Genomic DNA, 21,108 nt, shown 5'->3' with positions numbered 1-21,108 from the left:
TAAATTTTGTATATCCCACGCCCCTTTGCCTGGCCTGCCCTTAGGCTCTGCTGGCAACAATCGGCTAGATAACTACTGCAATCGGCCTAGCCAATCTCAGCGAGATTTACATTGCGAGGGGTTGGGGATACTATCGCCTGCATATATTTACTGAAAAAAATCCAGAAGATGTGTCAAATCTAAATCAATCCAAGAAAAATCAACTAGGAGCCAAGCCCTCTATTTTCAGTAGTTTCATCGTTAATAGGTAGGCCTTCCACTGGTGATACTGAGTACAACCTTGTAGCAGAAATCACATCTGCACCACGCAAGCCAAGCTATTCACTCAGATATCCAAGAGAACTGTTCAACCATGAAACTAAATCGTCACATCCTATTGGCTGCAGCTGTTGCAATGACGGCACCTTTTGCTTTTGCACCGGTCGCTCAAGCAAACGATGATGAAGTACTTCCTATCTTTAGTGAGTTCACCATCGACAGCATCACAGCTAAGGTAACCAAGGGCATTAACCTAACCAACGATGCTAACGGTTCCCTGGGTGCCTATTCCGATTTCTACTACAACGACGGCACAACTAATATCGACTTTAACGACTCCAGCCTACGGAAAGCGGTTGAAGGTAAGAGCAATGCATTCACCTTCGGCAATGAGTCCGTGGTATTTAACTTTGATAAGGCCCTAGGCCAGAGCAGAACAGACATCAAGAGTGACCGCTGGGCACCCACAGGCGCCAATGCAGAGAAAAATACCTCTGACTATTTGGCCGTATTCCAGGGCAATTCCGTCACCGTTGATTTGGCCGATAGCCTCAACTACTTCGGCATGAACTGGGGCGCATTGAGTTCCTCGAACAAGTTTGAGTTCTTGCAGGTTGACGACAGCGGCGCTGAAACTAGCCTGGGTCTGTTTGACTACAACAATGTGTTTGGCTCTAGCGACTCTAAGCTGCCCACCCAAGCCGCTCACCAAAATAATGAGTACAACGGTTTTGTCCACTTCTATGCGAACGAGACCGACGGTCTGTTTAACCGCATCAAAATCACCCAAGAAGGTGGTGGCGGTTTCGAAACCGATAACTATTCCTTCCGCTTCAGCGACGAGTCCTTTGACTTTGAAGAAGGTACCGATGCGGCTGAGACTCCTGAGCCCGGTGCACTACTAGGTCTAGTAGCCATGGGTGGCATGTTCATCCGTCGTCGTTTGATGGCATAGGCTAACACTTCAACCATAGCCATGGGTGGCCTGTGATTGTCGCCTGTAGCTATAAACCTGGTAGGTTCTGTCCGTTAACCTACCAGGTTTTTTTGCGATCGCAATCTTCCCCATCGGGCCAGACCCACCCCAGGGGCCATGGCCAAAACCCCAGCGGCGTACCTCAGCGGCATATGGTTTGGTAGGATGAAAGGCTGCACAACCCGTCCGGCGCTGGACCGGGTATTTAGTTCGGCATTTTCAGCCATAAATCAAGGAGAGCTTTCATAATGGCCCAGATGTACTACGACAGCGACGCAAACTTAGATTTACTCAATGGTAAAACCGTTGCCATCATCGGTTACGGTTCCCAGGGGCATGCCCATGCCCTGAACCTAAAAGACAGCGGCGTCAACGTCGTTGTGGGCCTATATGAAGGCAGTCGCTCCACCGCCAAAGCTGAAGCCGAAGGACTGACCGTAAAACCCGTCGCCGAAGCCGCAGCCGCAGCAGACATGATCATGATTCTGCTGCCCGACGAAGTACAAAAGACCGTATATAAAGACAGCATTGCCCCCAACCTCAAAGCGGGTAATGTCCTGGCCTTTGCCCACGGATTTAACATCAACTTTGCCCAAATCGTTCCCCCCGAAGAGGTGGACGTCGTTATGATTGCGCCCAAGGGGCCTGGCCACCTGGTTCGACGCACCTACGAACAGGGCCAGGGGGTGCCCGCACTATTTGCCGTCTACCAAGATGCATCGGGTAAAGCCCGCGACATGGCCATGGCCTACGCCAAAGGCATCGGCGGCACCCGCGCCGGCATCCTCGAAACCACCTTCCGCGAAGAAACTGAAACTGACCTCTTTGGTGAGCAGGTAGTCCTGTGCGGTGGCCTCAGCGAATTGATCAAGGCCGGTTTTGAAACCCTGATCGAAGCTGGATACCAGCCCGAGCTTGCTTACTTTGAATGTTTGCACGAAGTAAAGCTGATTGTTGATCTGGTGGTCGAAGGTGGCCTGGCCAACATGCGCTATAGCATTTCCAACACCGCTGAGTATGGTGACTACACCCGCGGCCCTCGCATCATCACCGAGGACACCAAGAAGGAAATGAAGCAGATCCTGAAGGAAATTCAAACCGGTCAGTTTGCCCGGGAATTTGTGCTAGAAAGTCAGGCGGGCAACCCCGGCTTTAACGCCATTCGCCGTCGCGAAGCCGAGCACCCCATTGAAGAAGTGGGTAAGGACCTGCGCGCCATGTTTAGCTGGCTCAAGAAGGTATAGGGCAAACGGTAAGTAGGTGATCCTCATTAATTTTCAGATATCGAGGCCCCATCCCATCCCCCTTTCTTGAATGCCCCTTGGGCTATCTTCTGGGGGATGCCAGACTCAAAGCCCCCCAAATTGGGGGTTTGGGGGCAGAGCCCAAGCAGTTTAACAGCTTGCTTATATCTTATAAAAGATTGAGTTCACCTACTTATATGGGCGTTAGGGGCATTACGTGTAATGCCTCTGATGAATAGGGAAAGATTTTAGGTTCAAACAACCTATATTTATAGAGCGCAGGAGAGATTTTTTCTCTCCTGCGCTTTGTTTATGACGATTTATAAAAACCTTTATTCCATGACATTCAACCGGCCAAACGGTTTACGTTCAAGGCTCTAGCGCCCCATTAAAGATTGTTGTTACGGACGGTTTATAAGTCCATCATGCATAGCAACAATAGTTGCTGTATTGTTAGCAACAACTAAAGCGCTTTTCCTGACATGGGAGACCACATTGACGGCGCCTTTATGTGTCTTCGTACCAGTTTTTTGAGAATTATGCTGACCCGTTCTGATTTCTGTGAAAAGGGCAGGTATAAGACAATTTACGTATTTTCACACAAGATTTTTTTGAACTATCCCGAAGTCTATGGAATAGGTCTGGAAAGTTCAAAGAAAATACTGTTGCTAAATTAAAGCATAGTCTTAGGCGCTGTTAAGAAACTACTTCACGGTTTAATCCGACAAGGCTTGTTAAGCCATGATTGTAAGGAACAAGGCCATGATTTTATTTTTTAACAAGCCCTTAGGCAATCACCGTTGATATTTTTCAAAGGGCATTGCTGGCCCACAGCATGATGGCATCTGTTTCGCCTAGGTGACTAGTCAGTTTTACAGACATTGCCGCTGCTAAGTCAGCAGCAGATTGCCAGGCTTTATGGCTGAACACATATTTATAGCGAGAATCGGCATAGGCCGGTTCAAGACGGGGCATCTACCGGATTTCAACAATCGTTCACTACCCTTCCACAAAACCGTGCCCAAGCCCCTTAATCCAACCCTACTCGGATGCTTAACCCTGCTTGCCGCTTCCTATGGCGCTGCAAGTATAGACCCAGTTTATGCAGCAGAGTCTCTGCCTGATGGGGAGCCTCAGTCTGATGCCGGCGATCTCAACAACGCCGATGTTAATCAGCCATTGGAGGATGGGGCTGCCATTAGTGCCCACTCTGCAACAATCAACCCAGCTAGCGATAGCGAACCCGCCTTTGTGGCGCGGACAAGTGCGCCCAGTGTCGCTATGCCGAACAATGTAGTGGCACCTGTAACAGAGCCCAACAACAACTCATCCGATAAACTACAGAGGCTGCTGGAAACCTCTAATCGTGATGCATCTGCGAATAGTAACCTGCTAGCAGCAAGGAATACGGCGGAAGCTGAGATTATTCCTGGTGCAACACCCACCAGCATTGTCATTGAACCAGCCGGTGAACCAGCCAGCCAGCCAGCCAGCGCCAGCTCGGTTGATCCCACTCCGCTAATGGCGGTGCCAACAGACAACGCCGCTGTTGACACCGCCATTAGCCCCGCACCGGAAACGGTCGCCATGTGGGGTGAACCGGCTGAAGCAGAAGGGTCTGGTTGGTTAGACGACAGTGCCGCAGTTGAATCTGCTGAACTAGAACAAAATGCAGCGGTTGACATCGCCGTGGTATCCGCGCCCGGTGCGGACACTGAACAAGCCTTCGAAACATCTGTACTGCCCCAGCCCGCAGCCGATGCCGCATATGTGGCAGACGCGTTTGAAGCAGACGTGGTGTCGGAAGCAGACATGGTGTCTGAGACAGACATGGTGTCTGAAGCAGACATAGCGTTTGAAGCAGACATAGCCATGGAAACGGCTCAGTTACCGATTGAGCCCCCCCTACCCAATCGTGATGTGGACCCAAGCATCATTGATGACCTGTTGGAAGAAGGCAAGGGGGAAAGCAGCGGCTACAGCAGTGCCCCCGCCATCACCATTTCTAACCCATCGGGCTTTGGCGCAGATAACCGGACCGCATTTGTCGGTGCGGGCTATCAAAGCCGGACTCGATTTGGTAATAATGACGATGGCTCCATGGTGTTTGGTGTGGGCCTCGGGGATGCCCGGGAAAATGTTGGCGTGCAGCTGTCTTACACCGCCGCTAGCTTTGGTGGCAGCCGCGACTTTGGGGACGGTGGCTTTAATGCCAAGATCCACAGACGGCTGTCGGAAGATTGGTCTGTGGCCCTAGGCTGGGAAGGGTTTATCACCACCGCCGATGTGGTGGACTTTGAAGATTCGGTTTACGGGTCTGTTTCTCACATTATTCGCACCCGCAAAAAGGTGACTGAACCCTTTAGCCGGGTGGCGCTCACCGCTGGACTCGGCACTGGCCGCTTCCGCAGTGAAGATGATGTGTTTGCCGACCGTGACACCGTTAACGTATTCGGCAGTATGGCCGTGCGTGTGGCGGAACCGGTGAGTGCAATTGTGGAATGGACGGGTCAGGATTTGGCGGCGGGTCTATCCATTACTCCGTTTAAGGATGTGCCCATCGTTCTGTTGCCAGCGGTGCGCGATATTACCGGAGCTGGTGATGGTGGGCGCTTTGTGCTGGGTGCTGGCTTTTCATTCAAGTTTTGAATCTGGGGTTTTTGCATAGTTTTAGCGTTGAGTAGGCTTTTGCAAAGCCAGGCGCTATGGGACTTACGTTCTACCAATTCATTCTTTTTTAGGCCCGATTTAACAACTGGCCCTGACTTAAAAACTAGCACCTCCCCGAGAGGCAAGAGAGAACTATGTCATTGTTAAAATTGTTTCGATCCACGGACAACCTTTGGAAACTATTGTTGGGTAGCGTGGTAGCGATCGCACCGGCTTTTGTGCCCGTCGTTGCCCATGCCCAGAACCAGTCCGATGTTACCGGACCTAATATGTCCGATATTACTGGCACCAACCAGTCGGACAACACCGGCACCAACCAGTCGGACAACACCGGCATTCTGGGGGAGGCCATTTTCCGCGGTGTCAATGGCGACCTGGTCACTTTTGTGGACTATTTCCAAAACTTTTTCGACACCTATGGCGAAGAGTTGGACCTTGACCCAGAGGACGACTTGCAAGCCAACCTAAACAAAGCAAGACAGGCCTGTGCTAGCGAAAGCACCGGGGGTGTGCGCCGGTTTTCTCGGACTCCAGGCCCCAGCGTTCCCCCCGTGAGTGCGGCCTGTAATGAGTTTAACCAGCTAGTTGCAGAGGCCAGGGAGGTCGTTGCCGAGTATCGGCAAGCCCGCGGTGGCGCTACGCCGATCAATCAAAGAGTGTGGTAGCCCCTAGCACCGACAGATTTGTCCTTTTGCCCTCGAGGACCCGCCAAACATGTAGTAATTTTCGTCTGCGTATCATGAATCGAACATTTGACTTTTTCACCCCGGCTGTGGCCGCTGCCGCAGTAATTGGCCTGGCCACACCGGCTGCTTTTGCCCAAGAAACCTTTGGAAATCAGGGTATCCGCATGGATGTGGACACCGTGGTCGAATTTGAATTTTTAGAATCGAACGGCAGCTATCAGTCTGTTTTTGGCATTGTTAATTTAGACACCGGAGAGAAGTATCCCCTCTACGGAGAAGTCAAAGGTTCGGACATTCAACAAAGCGTCAACGCCCCATCGGACTATCAAGATGATTTGGGCAACCAAAATCGGGATGATTTCCACGGCACCCCTGGCAAGACGGTGCCCATGCCCCTGGGGGAATTTCGCTTTGCCGCCGATACGGACTATACCTTTTATTTAGAGTCCTATTTTAACGGCCAGCCTGCGGGAACGTTGTACTCCACCAGCAGCCTCAACCCTAACCCCCAAACCTATGCCCAGTTTGATGGTCCTGTAGAGGACATTATCGACGGTGGCTTGGTATTGCGGTGGGAAGATTCTGGCTCTGTTTTGGTGGGCAATGAGAACACTGACTTTGACTACGATGATTTTATCGTGCGGGTCGGTGGCCACCTGCGCTGGGATGAGCCCTGTGGTTGCAGCAAGCGCTAAGTCCTGTGGCAAGGGCTAAATTTTACCGTTAATCTTTGTCGGGGCGCTGCATGCAGCGCCCCGACGTGTTTTTGGGGCAAGGGCACAGTCGCCGCAACAATCTACGGGTAAAGTAGGGTTGAATCAGCTGAGCACAGCCGCTGGGAACAGCCATGGAGCATCGCAAAATTCTGCATGTGGATATGGATGCGTTTTATGCGTCCATTGAGCAGCGAGACCATGTTGAATATCGAGATCGGCCCATTGTGGTGGGTGGCCGACCGGACCAGCGGGGTGCGGTGGCCGCTGCCAGCTATGAAGCGAGACGCTATGGCATTCATTCTGCCATGCCCTCTCGGGTGGCGGTGCAGCGCTGCCCCCATGTGGTGTTTGTGCGGCCTCGCTTTGAGGTATACCGGCAGGTGTCAGCTCAAATTCGGGCTATTTTTCGAGACTATACGGACCTGGTGGAGCCCCTGTCTTTAGATGAGGCTTATTTGGATGTTACCGGGCGTGACTCTGCGATCGCAACCGCCAAGGCCATAAAACAACGCATTGCCGACACCACAGAGCTAACCGCCTCGGCGGGGGTGTCCATTAACAAGTTTTTGGCCAAAATGGCCTCCGATGTGAATAAGCCCAACGGTTTGTTTGTGATTTTGCCGGGGGACGCCATGGCCTTTATCGCCAATCTCCCCATTGAAAAATTCCACGGCATTGGCCCCGCCACCGCCCGCAAAATGAAACAGCTGGGCATCGAAACCGGGGCGCAGCTGCAGCAGTATGGTGAGGCCGACCTGGTAAAACACTTTGGCAAGGTGGGTCGCCATTATTTTCACATCGCCCATGCCCAGGACAATCGCCAGGTTAACCCCAACCGCATTCGCAAATCCGTTGGGGCCGAACGCAGCTTTACTGAAGATCTGAGCAATGTAGGGGCCATGGCCACCGCCCTGGGGGCCATTGTGGCGGAGGTGGAAACTCGGTTGATCAAAGCGAAGAAAATGGGGCATACCTTAACCGTAAAGATTAAGTATGCGGACTATCGCCAGGTGACCCGCAGCCGCACTGTGGATGTGCCGATGCAAAGGGCGACGGATATGGAACCCTTGGCCCAGGCGCTGTTGACCCATCATTTGGAGCCGCACCCCGAGGTGCGGCTGTTGGGGGTGGCGATGGGAAATTTGGTGCCCGCCGAGGGGGGGAAGTATCAGCAGCTGTCGCTGCCGATGGAGTGAGGGGGGGGGAATGGGGAAGTGTTCTTTGAGCGGAGTTAGGGGGGGATCGGTTGGGTGTAGCTTCGACTGCGCTCAGCTAGCGAGAGTTAGAGGGGATCGGTTGGGTTTTAGCTATCTCCTCGGAGACGCTTCGCGAACGACTGCGCTCAGCTAGCGAGAGTTTTGACTGCGCTCAGCTTGCGAGAGTTTCGAACTCCGCATTCTGCATTTCGCATTCTCTTTTTCTAGTTATCTTTGCCGACTTTCATAAAGTCGGCGATGCTTAGACCGCCGCCGTTGCCGTTGCTGGCTGCCGCTAGGGCTTTGGGGTGTTCCTCCATGATGGGTTCGACGTCAGAGGCGGGGAGCCCTGGCTTGGAATCGTAGCCGTAGGAGGAATAGTATTTGTAGCCCCGGCCCTTGGCGGCTACGCCGTTGGCCACTAGGCCGAGGACTGGAATGTTGGTGAAGCTGATGTTGTCCATGGCATGGTTGAGGACGTTGCGATCGCAGGTATTGACTCGGGATACCAAGATCAAACCATCGGTGTGGGGGGCGATCAGGGTGGCGTCGGCGAGTCCCACCAGCGGTGGCGCATCGTAAACAATCAGGTCAAAGTCTTTTTCTAAGCGGCGCATCAGCAACCGCATGCGCTTTGAGGACAATAGCTTGACCGGGTCGGGGGGCATGGTGCCTGCGGTGATGGCATAGAAGTGCACAAAGGGCATCGCCTTTTGTAGCACATCGCCGGCGCTGGCATTGCCCGACAACAGATCGCTCAGACCCTTGCCATTGCGAATGCCTAGGCGATGGTGCACCGTGGGTCGCCGCAGGTCGGTATCCACCAGCAACACCCGCTTGCCCATGGTGGCCGCCGTTTGGGCCAGGTGGCGGGCAACGGTGGATTTGCCTTCACCGGGCATGGCGGAACTCATGATAATGGACTGGATTGGCCGGTCGGCCCCCATCAACATCAGGTTCGTTTGCAACAGCCGCATGGACTCCAGGAACTGGGAGCCACCGTAGCCGTAGTAGCCATCGGCGGTCATCATATCTTGCTTGCCCATGCGACGCTGCAGCCACTGGCCCATGCCGCCTGCCTTTTGCCTATCCGAATCGTCAAATTCGGACTGGTAGGGGATGGTGCCCAACAGGGGCAGTTTGACCAACCCTTTGAGTTCGTCGACGGTGCGACACACCGTGTCTAATTTTTCGAGCAGCAGGGCGGCCCCCACACTGACCAACAAACTGGCCACAATACCCAGCACCAAACTGCGCTTCGCATTGGGGGAAATGGGCACCTCGGGCTGGTTGGGGGCCTCGATGACCTCCCACGGAATCTCCGTTTGGGCCGCTTCAATTTGTAAGGTTTCGCGGGTTTCCAAAAAGCGCCCCAGGGCACCTACCGCAATGTCTAGCTCCCGCTGTAGGTCGCTGTACTGGCGGGCCAGGGTGGGGAGCTGGGTGAGGGTATTTTGCAACTGGGCTTCGGCGGCGGCAATGGTTTGGTTTTGAGTTTCTAAAATTTGAATGGTGTTTTCCGCCTCGGTGTAGCGGGCGTTGACCACCCGCTGGGCCTCCGCCTCAATCACCGGCATCATCCGCTGGCGCTGCTCCTCTAGCACCTGAATCCTCAGGCTACCGGGCTGAAACCGGGTGAGTTCCGTGGCAATTTCCGTTTCCACCTGGCGCAGTTGTTGAATCAGGCTTTGGTAAACCGGTGCCGTTTGCAGGGCCACCTCGCCACCGCCAGAGGCCAAGAGCAAGTCGTAGCTGGCCCGCGCTTCCGCTAGCTGGCGGTCCACCTCCAGGCGCTGGGTGCTAAGCTGCTGGGCCTGGGCCGTAATCCGTTGATTTTGGGTGGTGGGGTCAATAAAGTTGTAGGTTTGGCGAAACCGTTCTAGCTGTCCTTGCAGCTCATCCACCCGGCCCTTGAGTTCGGGCAGCTGGCGATCGACAAACTGAATCCCCTGGCGCAGGTTGGTCTGGCGTTCGTCCAAACTATATTTTAGGTACACCGCCGAGAGGGCATCCAGGGTGGCCTGGATTTTTACCGGATCGGTGCCCCGATAGCTGACCTCAATAATTTTGGTTTCCCCCACCCGGCGAATGGTGAGATTTTTTAGCAGGTTTTCGTAGTCTAATTCTGGATCGACCGCCTTCAGTTCCTCTAGCACCTGGTCGATCAGCTCAGGGCTGCGCAGCACCTGCACCTGGGTTTCATAGTCGAGGCCCGACCCCTTAGTGGGGGCCGCTTCCGCCAACAGGCCGCTAAGGTCCGACAGGTTGTCCTCCGCATTCACCGGTTCCACCAGAACTTCGAAATTGCCCTCATACACCGGCTCCTGGCGCAGGGTATTGAACATCACTGTGCCCAGCACACCTGCGGCCACCCCGGTAATCATCAGGGAGCGTCGCCGCAGCACCGTTAGTAACTGGGCTAGATCCAGCTCGTCCTCATCCTTGGCCCAGGGCATTTGGGGTAGCTGGGGCGTGGAGGTTAAACCTTGAGGGGGCGCACCATTGGCGGAAGCAAAAGTATCCATAGGACGATTTCAAAAATAAACTGGAGTTCTAAGTGGGTTAAAAAGTGGGGTCGTTACTTGTTTTTTGAGTATTAAAAAAGATTGCGGAATGGCAAAATCTGCAGGAAGGGTCCCAGGATGCTGCTGACGCCGTCCGCCAGTCGGGCCCTGGCATTGGGGTCTACCACAACAATGTCGTTGTGTTGCAAAATCGGATTTTTCTCATCGTCTAGGCCCTGGGCCAAATTGACATCAATGGCGCGCTGGGTGACGGTGCCGTCGGCATTGAGCCGAATCAAGGCGACGGTTTCCTTGGCTCGGTTGTTAAAGCCCCCCGCGGCTAGTACGGCCTGGTTGAGGGTGGTGTTGGCGTCCACAGCCACCGGGCCGGGGGCTTCCACTTCGCCCACCACGTTAACGGCAATGGCATCTGGCGACAGGTTAGTGGCGGTGAGAATACTAATTTGGTCGGGGGAGGCATTGAAGTCGGTGGGCACCAAAATGGTGTCGCCCTCTTGCAAAATCAGGTCCTGGCCCCGGTCTCCGGCTTCCACCAGCTGCCACAGGTTGAGGTCGATAATGCGCGTCTCGCCAGACCGCATGGTGCGTTTTACCTGCAATTGGCGCAGGTCGGCCATGGGTTTCACCCCCCCCGCCAGCTGTAGGGCGCGGGTGACGGTCAGTCGGCCCGGCTGTTGCACACTGTTTACGTTGGCATTGTCCCCCACCGCCGACTGGCTAGAGGTGGGCCGGGAGGCATAGTTGTAGGTGCCTGGTCGGAACACTTCCCCCACAATGGCCACACTAATGGCCTCCTGTTCATCGGTGGAAATGTTGGACAGGGCGATTTGTCGAGAGGCTTCCAGGTCAATCTCTTCCATTTGGGAGATGACAATGGAGTCGCCATCGCGCAACGGAAAATCTTGGCTGAGGTCGCCGCGACCCAGCAGGGCCGACAGATTGCTAACCACCCGCTGGGTGCTGCCATTTTCGGTGCGGCGTTGAATTTCTACCCGGCGCAGGTCCGCCGCCTGGGTAATGCCCCCGGCCAGCCGGATGGCTTCAATTAGGCTGGGGAACTGGCCCCGCTGCCCCGCGTCCAGGGTATATAGCCCCGGCGCGTGGATTTCGCCGGTGACGGCCACCCGCAGCTGCCGGGGGTTGAGTAGATTAACGGTGATTTGGGGATAGCGCACTTCGCGGCTATATTTGGCGCTGATCGCCGATTCTGCTTGGGCCAGGGTGAGGCCATTGACCGACACTTGACCGACCACGGGCAAATTGACATTGCCGTTGGCCAGCACCCGTTGTTCACCGCTATATTCTGGAACGTTAAATATATCGATGGTGATCAGGTCGCCGGGACCGAGCAAATAGCTTTCGTCGAGGACGGAGACGGGGGAGAGGTCTGCCCCTGGCAAGTTGGGTAGCGCCGCCTGGGTGATCTGTGCACTACCCACGATGGTACCTACAGCGAATCCGGCGCCAACCACAGCGCGAACTACGGTGGAAAAATTGACAAACTCAGTCATTGACATTAAACCTGTAGGCATTATCAATAGAAAACTAGGCACAGCGCACGCCCCAGGGGACGTTATGAGCATACGGACGTTGTATGGGTCCTTTAGCAAACTGCGATTGCGATCGCGATCAATCCGGAAATCCACTTAGCTTTACGCGCTTTGCACGGTTTTTGGGGCTGAATATCAAGCCTTGATGTAGACAAACGGCTATTTGTAAAGCAATCGAAAAATCGCCTAAAGGCTCTTCCTGCCTAGTTTTCAAAAAAATCAGTAACAATCCGGATAATCCGGCCTTCAGGACAGTCCTGGAAACGTTCGTAGGCCAGAGCAATGGATTGTTTTCGGCACCCTAGGAGAGTACTCCATGGGGAGATTTCTATTTTCCGTACAGGAGAAGATTGTTGTTTTTGTAGGGAGATCGGAACAAATGTGAAATGGTGAAGAAGTGGGGTGGGGCGAAGAGAGAGAATTCTTATATACACAGAATTCCAAACAGGACAAAGAAACGTCCTCCCCTTGACAAGCTACGGTGTACACATAAGTCATCGAAAAACCGCTTAGCTTCTGAAGGCCCCCTAAATCCCCCAATTCTGGGGGACTTTGCCCCCCTTAGTCCCCCCAGAATTGGGGGGACTAAGGGGGGCAAATGCAGGATTTTGGGCTTTAGTCCGAGATGTGTATACACGGTAGCCTTATCAAGGGGAACCAGTTATCGCCAATGACTCACAGATCGGAGGGCAACCACAAGGGTGTGCCCCTACTGGACTATTTTTAACAGGGTTAGCGGGATTTGAAAAAATCGCTGACGCTGAGGCCGCTGGCGGCACCGCCAGCGGCACCGTTATGGTTAGCGGGCTCAGGGTCGGGGGAGCTGTCGTAGCCGTAGCCGTAGTATTTGTAGCCCTGGCCATCGGGTAGGACGCCGTTGGCTAAGAAGCCCAGCACGGGCAGTTTAGAAAAGCGAATATTTTCGATGACGTGGCTAAGAATATCGCGATCGCAGCGGTTGAGGCGGGAGACCAAAATTAAACCGTCCGTATGGGGGGCGATCAGGGTGGTATCGGCCAAGCCCACTAGGGGGGGCGCATCGTAAATAATCAGATCAAATTCCTGTTCCAGGTCTAGCATCAACTGTTGCATCCGCTGGGACGACAACAGCTTGACCGGGTCGGGGGGCACACTACCCGCCGTAATTGCATAAAATTCCACAAAGGGCATGGCCCGTTGCAACACCTCTTCCCGGCTGGCATTGCCCGATAGCAAATCGCTTAGGCCCTTGGCGTTGGGCAATTCCAGGCGCTTATGGATCACCGAGCGGCGCAGGTCGGCATCCACCAGCAGCACCCGCTTACCCATGGTGGCGGCGGTCTGGGCCAGGTGGCGCGCCACCGTGGACTTGCCTTCCCCGGGCATGGAAGAACTTAAAATAATCGACTGGATGGGGCGTTCTGCCCCCAACAACAACAGGTTGGTCTGCAACAGCCGCATGGACTCCAAAAATTGCGACCCACCGTAGCCATAGGTGCCGGGGTTGGTCCGCCGCTGCAGCCAGCTCTGGAGACCGCCCGCAACGCCGCCAAACGCGCCTAATGGCGCGCCGCCGCCGCTAGCCCGCTCACTGTCATCAAACTCTCGCTGGTAGGGCACCGTCCCCAACAGGGGCAGCTTCAAAATCCCCTTAATTTCATCCACCGTACGGCAGACGCTGTCCAGCTTCTCCAGCAGCAGGGCGGCCCCCACCCCCAACAACAAACTGGCCACCGTGCCCAACACCAAACTGCGCTTAACATTGGGGGAAATGGGCACCGTCGGCTCCAGGGGCGGTTCGATCAGCTCCCAGGGAATTTCCGTTTGGGCCGCTTCAATTTGCAACGTTTCGCGGGTTTCCAAAAAGCGGCTCAGGGCCCGCACCGCAATCTCCAGTTCCCGCTGCAGGTCGCTATATTCCCGGGCCAGGGTGGGCAGATCCGTCAGGGTTGTTTGCAGCTGAGATTCGGCCTGGGCCAGGGTTTGGCTTTGGGTTTTCAATACCTGAATATCATTTAAGGCCCCCACCGATTGCGCATTCAGCACCCGCTGGGCCTCCGCCTCTAGCACCGGCAGCAGCTGCTCACGTTGCTCCTGGAGCACCTGAATTTCTAGCGTATCCGGCTGAAACCGCGTTAGCCCAGCGGCAATTTCCGTTTCCACCTGGCGCAGCTGTTGGATCAGCCCCTGGTATACCGTCGCCTCCTGCAGGGCGGCCTCGCTGCCATCCGCCCCCAACAGATCGTAGGACGTTTGGGCCTGGGCCAGCTGCCGATCGATGGCCAACCGCTGGGTGCTCAGTTCCTGGGCGCGACTGGCAATCTGTTGGTTTTGGGTGGTGGGGTCAATAAAATTGTGCACCTTGCGAAACTGTTCCAGCTGCCCCTGCAACTGGTCCACCCGGCCTTGCAGGTCCGGCAGTTGTTTGTTAACAAACTGAATCCCCTGGCGCAGGTTGGTCTGGCGTTCCTTGAGGCTATACTCCAAATACACATTGGACAACACTGTCAAAATTTGTCGCACCGTCTCCGGATCGCCATCCCGGTAGCGCACCTCAATAATTTTAGTTTCCCCCACCCGCACAATGGCCAGATCCTGCAACAGGCTTTCATAGTCCAGCTCCGGATCCACCGCGCGTAAAGCCCCCAGGGCCTGTTCAATGAGCCGGGGGCTGCGCAGCACCTGCACCTGGGTTTCATAGTCGAGGCCCGAGGACGAACTGGGCAGGGCGTCCGCCAGCACATCGCCAAAGTCTTGCACCTGGTTATCCGCATTGACCGGTTCCACCAGCACCTGGAAAGCGCCTTCATAGACCGGGTCTTGGCGCAGGGTATTAAACAACACACAGCCCATCACCCCCGCCGCAATGCCGGCGATAAGCAAACTGCGCCGCCGCAACACCGACAATAGTTGTTTTAGATCAAGATCGTCCTCATCCCATGGCACCTGAGCCCAGGAAACTCCTTTTAGTTTCTCCTCATTGGCGGTGCTGATCCCATCTAACGTATTCATAGATTTTGCGATCTCTTAAACAGTATTGTTGGTGCGGGTGGTGTGTGGTCTTCTGCTCTTACAAAGGCGAAGGTCTATGGCCAACTGGAAGACTATTGGCATGGAATATGGCCAGCAGCGGTGCCCCTTGGTAAGGGGCACCAACGGAGGTGTGTTCGATCATTTGCGCAAGGGTTCCAGCCCCCTCCCTGACGGTTCCCCTTGGCAAGGCTGCCGTATATACACATCTCGGACTAAAGCTCAAAATCCTGCATTGGCCCCCATTTGGGGAATTTAGGGGGCTTTCAGAAGCCTAGGCGATTTTACGATGACTTGTATGTACACCGTAGCCGTGGCAAGGGGAACCCAGATACCTAGGCCCTAAAGGTCAAGGCCGTTCCAGCCATTAAAGTTAACTGGCAAAATCTCTAGGAATGGCCCCAACAGGGTATTGAGACCATCGGATAGGCGGGCGGTGGTGGATGGGTCTACGACCACAATGTCATTGTGTTGCATAATCGGGTTGCCGTCGGGGTTGAGCCCCTGGGACAGGTCCACATCAATGGTGCGCTGGGTGACGGTGCCATTGGGGTTGAGGCGAATTAGCTCCACCTGTTGCTGGGCGCGACGGTTGAGGCCCCCCGCCGCTAGCACCGCCTGGTTTAGGGTAGTATTGGCCGCCACCGCCACCGCCCCCGGGCGTTCCACTTCGCCCACCACGTTGACCGCGATTGTATCCGGCGACAGGTTTGTTGCCGTCAGCAGGCCCACCTGTTCCGGGGTGGCCTCGTCGGCGGTGGGCACCACAATGGTATCCCCCGCCTGCAGCACCATATCCTGGCTGCCTTCCCCCGCCGTCACCAGCTGCCACAGATCGAGCTGAATGGTGCGGCTATCGCCGGCGCGGGTGGTGCGTTTGACCTCCACCTGGCGCAGATCGGCCAGGGGCTTAATGCCCCCCGCCAGGCGCAGGGCGCGGGTCACCGTCAGCCGGCCCGGCTGCTGCACCGTATTGCTGCTGGTGTCCCCCACCGTCACCGACTGGCTGGAGGTGGGTCGCGACGCATAGTTATAGGTACCGGGGCGAAACACCTCCCCCACCACAAAGACACTGATGGCCTCTTCCGCGTCGGTGGCCAAATTGGACACCGCAATTTGGCTAGACTCCTTAAGGTCGATGGCATCGGCCTGGACAATGGCAATGGAGTCGCCATCGCGCAGGGAAATATCTTGCACCAGATCGCCTTCGCCGATGAGGGCGGAGAGATCGCTCACCACCTCGCGCAGTTGACCGTTGATGCCCTTGCGCTGCACCCGCACCTGGCGCGTGTCGGCCACCTGGGTAATGCCCCCCGCCAGTTGGATGGCGTTGACCAGGGTGGGAAACTGTCCCAATTCGTCCACCGACAGGGTGTAAACGCCGGGGCGATAGATTTCGCCACTGATGGCAATGCGCAGGGGGCGGGGGGTGAGCACACTGAGCGTAATACGGGGGTAGCGCACCTTGGCCCGATAGAGTTCGCCAATGGCTTTTTCTGCCTGGGGCAGGGTGAGGCCCACCACCGACAGCTGGCCCACCGCCGGTAAATTAATGGTGCCGTTGGCGAGCACCTGCTGCTCGCCACTGTATTCCGGCACATTGAACACATCGATGGATAGTTGATCGCCGGGGCCTAGGAGGTAGACGTCGTTGAGGCTGGCTTGGGCGGAACTGATGGCGGGCGGCGGCGGCGCTGGGAGCGCTGGCAGGGCGCTGGCTTCAGCGGCAGCCGCAAGGATGGCTAGGGCGATGGGTAGGCCAAGGGGTGGGCCAGACCTGCTGGCAGGAAAAATAAAACTGTTCATAGTAGTAGATGCTAAACATTTCCATGGTGGTTAGGGATCTATGGATGGCCTATGGAGGATCTATAGATGCGGATTAACCGAAACGATAGGGAACGGACTAGGGCTGTGGGTTAACTCCGTGGACCGCAATCACCTGGTAGATAAAGACCGGGGTCGGTGGGGTTAAATCGGACAACAAATTTGGATTAGTTAGGACAACTATACGCAAAAAACCTGCGGGGTAGCTATAGGGATAATTTTTGCTGATGGAAATTTAGGAATTAGGAGTGCTCCTAAATTACTGGCGTTGGGTTTCTCTGGGTTCTACCCAACCTACGTGTTGGCGTTGGGTTTCTCTGGGTTCTACCCAACCTACGTGTTGGCGTTGGGTTTCTCTGGGTTCTACCCAACCTACGTGTTGGCGTTGGGTTTCTCTGGGGTCTACCCAACCTACGTGTTGGCGTTGGGTTTCTCTGGGTTCTACCCGACCTACGTGTGGGCGTTGGGTTTCTCTGGGGTCTACCCAACCTACGTGTGGGCGTTGGGTTGCTCTGGGGTCTACTGGGAGGGGATAAGTCGGTACAGTGTTAAATTCTCATTCCTAACCTGTTGCGGGTTATTTATGGGTGCCTGAAAACGGTGGGCGAAGGCTACGTACTACACGGGCCTAAAAACTGGAATGTAAAACCTTTATAAATGCCTTTATTAAGGCCGCTCGTTTTGAGAAGTTATGTTCGCTGTGCTTTATGTGGGGTGGGCGTGTGCAATTTCACCCAGGGCCGGCATCGTTTGAACACCAAGGCTGGCAGGGCTTTATGCCCATTAGCCAAACGTCGAGGGTGCGGCTAAGTACGTAGCTAAGGAAACTAAAAAAATCAAGTATTTGACCAAAACTTCATTGAAGCTTCACTTTTATCCATCGGCAAATAAATACTTGAATGTAACGATATCGCTGGGAAATCAGCTGCTATTATTCGTGGGTGTTCAACCTTTGCCCTGGGGTGAACGTCTTAGCTAAAGAGGGTTTCGGCCATTGTGCAACTGCGGATTAGGGGTCTGTATGGACCAGCTCTGTAAATAACGTTGTGTAGTATCGCAACCGTGCTATGGGCCCAAAAAGTTCGATGGCGGTGTGTGATCCCCTTTGTTCGGTGAGACGAACAGCTAGGTTAGTAAATTTTCGGCTTTAGCATAGAAAATTGATATTATTCGCCAATTTTCTATGAAGCTAATTTGAAGATCAGCAGTTTTTTTTGATGCAACCTAGCCCTATGGCTAGGATTAAATCGGAAATCGTCAACACTGCAACGGATTAGTCGGAGTGCCTGAATGCCCTAAGAATGATGGATCTAAGGAATTGCTATGGAGTTGTGTGCCCGCTGTTCTGAGTCCTGAGCTGGAGTCCGGTTTTATCCGGACATCTATGGACGTCTCCGTATCATCTTGATGGTGTATTTACTGAAACGCTACGCGAAGGTTGCCTTTGTGAAGTGGGTTTCAAGATCGTCCGCTCACCGGAGCATGATCTGAAATGGAGTTGTTCGTTTCTGAAGGTTTTGACAGGTCTTGGGTTGGGATGTGAATTCGGAATTTCGAAGGAGTTTATCTGAGATTTTGCACCAGGCCAGGTTTGAGTCTGTAACCCACGTTAGGTTCAAAACTAACTGAGGGTTGTCCACTAGAGGGACAAGATTCGCTTAGTGGCTGGGTACTTGGAGCTTGCAGCCTGCAATCCACGTTAGGTTCAAAACCTAACGCTAATCGAGGGCTGTCCACTAAAGGGACAAGATTCGCTTAATGGGTAGGTACTTGGGGCTTCTAGCTGCAATCCACGTTAGGTTCAAAACTAACTGAGGGCTGTCCACTAAAGGGACAAGATTCGCTTAGTGGCTGGGTACTTGGAGCTTCTAGGGATCCTGTAACCCCTTTGGATCATTACCAGGTGCAAGATTTGAGTTTATCCCACTCTGTGTTGAGACCTAGGAAAGGACTGCTGGGACTTCTGACTTGTTCCTTGAATTTTTGTTCGTTTGTTCTGTAATCTGTTTCGGATAGCATGGTGAAGACTTTTATATATGGTTTTGGGGCTGCTTTGGGGGTTGTTGCATTTGCGGCACTACCGACGATGGCGCAAACCACATCAGGCACCGTTGAAATTTTTACTGAAACGACCCCTGGTTCATTAACGCCCGGTGGCACTGCAGCCGATGCGCTCAGCGGTCGGGGCAACATTGAGCTGGGTGAAACCGATGGCGGCCTGGATGGGTTGCAGGGTGGTTTGAGCCTGGGCCTAGGCGGTGGGGAGCTCACATTGCGGAGTTTGACCCAGGCCGACTGGGACGGGGGCTTGGCCGACGACTGGTTTAATGATGCTTGGTCTATATATGGAGCGGGGCTGCAGCCGTTGTTGGCCCCCTTTGGGTTGGGCCAAGCCGACCTGAGGACTGCATTTGACACGGTTGATGCGGATGCTCGCCTGAGCGATGCCAACATTGAGTCGGTGACGGAACTGGGCGATGGCTCTGTGGAGATTGACCTGGCTGGGTTTCTGGAACCCAATTTGTTGATTGACCTGGCCACTACCCAGCTGGGGTTGCCTAGCATATCTGGGTTGCCTGGTTTGCCAGACTTTTTTGCCAGTGAGGTTGTTGCCTACGACTACCAGGGCAATTCTGGCTTTTTGTATAGCATTGGCGAGGCGCCGACGGCTTCGGGTGTTGCTTCGGCGGATGGCACCCTGTCGTTTACGGGCAACTATCAGGTGGTGATTGCGAGTAATGCGCCTTCTGTGCCTGAGCCCATGGGGTTGATCGGTGTGGCGGTGGCGGGCGGTTTTGCCGCTTGGAGTCAGCGGCGGCGGCGGTCTGCCATGTAGAGATTGTGCATTTGTCTCTTTACGAAATGGTTTTTATTTGGTAGAGAGACAATTCTAACTATAGGTACCTTTTGTGAAGTAGAGAGTTCCTATTTGTTTGCGTTTCTTGTTTTTGTGTCTTTATTAGGTGCGAAGTCCTGAATCGTAAACCCCGCATTAGAACGTTGTTGTAGGGTTCCTGAATCTACGTCTGCCTGCCTTTTTTGAGCATTGGTTAGACACTTTGGCCCAACGATATGTTGTCTGCTACAGACGATTTATCGAACGAGTCGATGCATCTGCCTTTTTGAGCGAGTAACAAATTGCTGGTGGGTTTTGCTGCCAAGGATGCCTCTTTTTGCTCTGGTCTAGTTAGGTGACGTATATCAAGGTCATTTTGTTTGGCATCATCACCAGAAATTTATTATTTGCCCCATATCGAACACATTTATTGTTTTCTAATTTTTATTGGCAGTGGTGTAATGCTTGGTTCTTCAGCATTCTCATTTATTTCTGACTACGCTTATTATTTGTTTGCTTTTGCCGGTGCGTTTTCTGTTGTGTTAGCTAGTGTGCCCATTGTGCGTGGGGTGGCGATACATTGTGGTCGGGTGGATTTACCGTGCGATCGCAAAGTACACGAAATCCCCATGGTCCGTCTTGGCGGTGTTGCCATTTTTGTTGGCACCATGGTAGCGGCACTCGGTCTTTGGTATGTCGGTGGTTTTAGTGACCTACTGCCCAAGGATCACCAAGAAATTCTAGTTATGTTAATGGGGGGGGCTGGTTACTTTTTATTAGGATTTCTAGACGACTTATATTCTCTCTCTCCAAAGCTTCGTCTCATCTGCCAGTTTGCCATTGCCACTGTAGTGTGGAGCTTTGGCATCAGCATCGACTTTATTACGGTGCCCAGTGTAGGCATTGTTCATCTGGGCTGGCTCAGTTTACCCATCACCTTGGTCTGGATTGCAGGCATGGTAAATGCCATCAACTGGATTGATGGATTAGATGGTCTTGCCTCTGGAGTAAGTGCTATTTCTACTTTAATTACTGCCTGTATTTGTTTATCTATGGGGGAGCCATCGGTTGCACTATTGGCAATATGTTTAGTAGGCAGTTTGTGTGGCTTTTTGGTTTACAACTTTAATCCAGCTTGTATATTTATGGGAGATGGTGGCTCTTACTTTATTGGCTTTATGCTTGCGACAATTAGTATTACCGGTTTAGTTAAAGGAGCAACAGCTGTAACAATTCCATTGATTGTTTTGGCAGTGCCAATTTTTGATATGATGCTGGTGATTGTTTCTCGGCTAATCCGGCGGAAGTCTCCTTTTGAGGCAGACAAGAGTCATTTGCACCATAGATTATTGAAAGTTGGGCTGTCCCATAGGTGGACTGTTTTATTTATTTATGCCCTAACTCTTTGGATGGGATGTTGGGCATTTTTGATCGTTCAAATCCCCTATGGAAACCTTATCATTGCTGGGGTTACACCAGTTGCAATGTCTATTTTTTGGAAAGCCTGGCAATCGAAAGAAATATCTCAATCTTTTGTGAGTGATTGAAGGCAATATTTTAGAAAATCTTGAATCTTCTCTCACATCGAAGGGAGAAGCCTCCTTAGCCGTTCAGCTGA

General features: G+C 53.7%; 16 protein-coding genes. 9 read left to right on the top strand and 7 right to left on the bottom strand.

Translation table 11 applies throughout. The features are described from left to right. Positions 1-352 precede the first annotated feature (352 nt). Positions 353-1,213, top strand: coding sequence for a PEP-CTERM sorting domain-containing protein (locus tag IXB28_RS09705; RefSeq protein WP_215618380.1), 861 nt, complete (start codon positions 353-355; stop codon positions 1,211-1,213). Positions 1,214-1,287: 74 nt separating this feature from the next. Here IXB28_RS09705 and IXB28_RS09700 read toward each other — a convergent pair whose 3' ends face one another. Then, entirely contained in the window at positions 1,288-1,461 is a 174-nt protein-coding gene (locus tag IXB28_RS09700; protein WP_215618379.1) for a hypothetical protein, read from the bottom strand. 21 nt (positions 1,462-1,482) lie between these two features. On the opposite strand from IXB28_RS09700, the gene ilvC reads away from it, so the two are divergent. Next, positions 1,483-2,478 (top strand): ketol-acid reductoisomerase, encoded by a 996-nt coding sequence (ilvC, locus tag IXB28_RS09695; RefSeq protein ID WP_215618378.1) that lies wholly within the window; start codon positions 1,483-1,485, stop codon positions 2,476-2,478. An 810-nt stretch (positions 2,479-3,288) separates the two neighbouring features. On the opposite strand, the gene IXB28_RS09690 is transcribed toward ilvC, so the two are convergent. Continuing rightward, the gene (locus IXB28_RS09690) at positions 3,289-3,453 is read right to left on the bottom strand and encodes a hypothetical protein (RefSeq protein WP_215618377.1); all 165 of its coding nucleotides are present in this window, start codon (positions 3,451-3,453) and stop codon (positions 3,289-3,291) included. Positions 3,454-3,495: 42 nt separating this feature from the next. Here IXB28_RS09690 and IXB28_RS09685 point away from each other — a divergent pair, with 42 nt between their 5' ends. From IXB28_RS09685 to IXB28_RS09675, 3 genes are all read left to right on the top strand, one after another. Further along, positions 3,496-5,127 (top strand): hypothetical protein, encoded by a 1,632-nt coding sequence (locus tag IXB28_RS09685; protein ID WP_215618376.1) that lies wholly within the window; start codon positions 3,496-3,498, stop codon positions 5,125-5,127. Positions 5,128-5,282: 155 nt separating this feature from the next. Next, positions 5,283-5,813, top strand: a complete 531-nt coding sequence (locus tag IXB28_RS09680) for a hypothetical protein (protein ID WP_215618375.1) — start codon at positions 5,283-5,285, stop codon at positions 5,811-5,813. 74 nt (positions 5,814-5,887) lie between these two features. Beyond that, on the top strand, positions 5,888-6,529 hold the full coding sequence (locus tag IXB28_RS09675; RefSeq protein WP_215618374.1) for a DUF4114 domain-containing protein: 642 nt from the start codon (positions 5,888-5,890) through the stop codon (positions 6,527-6,529). Between the two features lie 28 nt (positions 6,530-6,557). Here IXB28_RS09675 and IXB28_RS16785 read toward each other — a convergent pair whose 3' ends face one another. Further along, a complete protein-coding gene (locus IXB28_RS16785) occupies positions 6,558-6,683 on the bottom strand; it encodes a hypothetical protein (protein ID WP_274609685.1) in 126 nt (41 codons plus the stop codon). Here IXB28_RS16785 and dinB point away from each other — a divergent pair. Then, complete coding sequence (gene dinB / locus IXB28_RS09670; RefSeq protein WP_215618373.1) at positions 6,682-7,746, top strand: DNA polymerase IV; 1,065 nt, start codon at positions 6,682-6,684, stop codon at positions 7,744-7,746. The genes IXB28_RS16785 and dinB overlap by 2 nt on opposite strands. Positions 7,747-7,970: 224 nt before the next feature. Here dinB and IXB28_RS09665 read toward each other — a convergent pair whose 3' ends face one another. The 3 genes from IXB28_RS09665 to IXB28_RS09655 all read right to left on the bottom strand — a co-directional run bounded on the left by IXB28_RS09665 (position 7,971) and on the right by IXB28_RS09655 (position 14,812). Next, positions 7,971-10,271 (bottom strand): GumC family protein, encoded by a 2,301-nt coding sequence (locus IXB28_RS09665; RefSeq protein ID WP_215618372.1) that lies wholly within the window; start codon positions 10,269-10,271, stop codon positions 7,971-7,973. Between the two features lie 71 nt (positions 10,272-10,342). After that, a complete protein-coding gene (locus IXB28_RS09660; RefSeq protein WP_215618371.1) occupies positions 10,343-11,782 on the bottom strand; it encodes a polysaccharide biosynthesis/export family protein in 1,440 nt (479 codons plus the stop codon). A gap of 771 nt (positions 11,783-12,553) precedes the next feature. Then, positions 12,554-14,812 (bottom strand): GumC family protein, encoded by a 2,259-nt coding sequence (locus IXB28_RS09655; RefSeq protein WP_215618370.1) that lies wholly within the window; start codon positions 14,810-14,812, stop codon positions 12,554-12,556. A 76-nt stretch (positions 14,813-14,888) separates the two neighbouring features. On the opposite strand from IXB28_RS09655, the gene IXB28_RS09650 reads away from it, so the two are divergent. Then, the gene (locus tag IXB28_RS09650) at positions 14,889-15,089 is read left to right on the top strand and encodes a hypothetical protein (protein WP_215618369.1); all 201 of its coding nucleotides are present in this window, start codon (positions 14,889-14,891) and stop codon (positions 15,087-15,089) included. Between the two features lie 83 nt (positions 15,090-15,172). On the opposite strand, the gene IXB28_RS09645 is transcribed toward IXB28_RS09650, so the two are convergent. Continuing rightward, the gene (locus IXB28_RS09645; RefSeq protein ID WP_215618368.1) at positions 15,173-16,636 is read right to left on the bottom strand and encodes an SLBB domain-containing protein; all 1,464 of its coding nucleotides are present in this window, start codon (positions 16,634-16,636) and stop codon (positions 15,173-15,175) included. 2,035 nt (positions 16,637-18,671) lie between these two features. Between IXB28_RS09645 and IXB28_RS09640 the strand changes: the two genes are divergently transcribed. Further along, a complete protein-coding gene (locus IXB28_RS09640) occupies positions 18,672-19,490 on the top strand; it encodes an NF038130 family PEP-CTERM protein (protein ID WP_215618367.1) in 819 nt (272 codons plus the stop codon). Between the two features lie 461 nt (positions 19,491-19,951). After that, positions 19,952-21,037: a glycosyltransferase family 4 protein gene (locus IXB28_RS09635; RefSeq protein WP_215618422.1), complete on the top strand. Its 1,086-nt coding sequence runs from the start codon at positions 19,952-19,954 to the stop codon at positions 21,035-21,037. The last annotated feature ends 71 nt before the right edge of the window (positions 21,038-21,108 follow it).

Source organism: Leptothoe kymatousa TAU-MAC 1615 (assembly GCF_018739865.1).
GTDB classification, from domain to species: Bacteria; Cyanobacteriota; Cyanobacteriia; order Phormidesmidales; family Phormidesmidaceae; genus Leptothoe; species Leptothoe kymatousa.
Note: the sequence above shows the minus strand (reverse complement) of the source record. Positions and strands in the feature narration are given on the sequence as shown.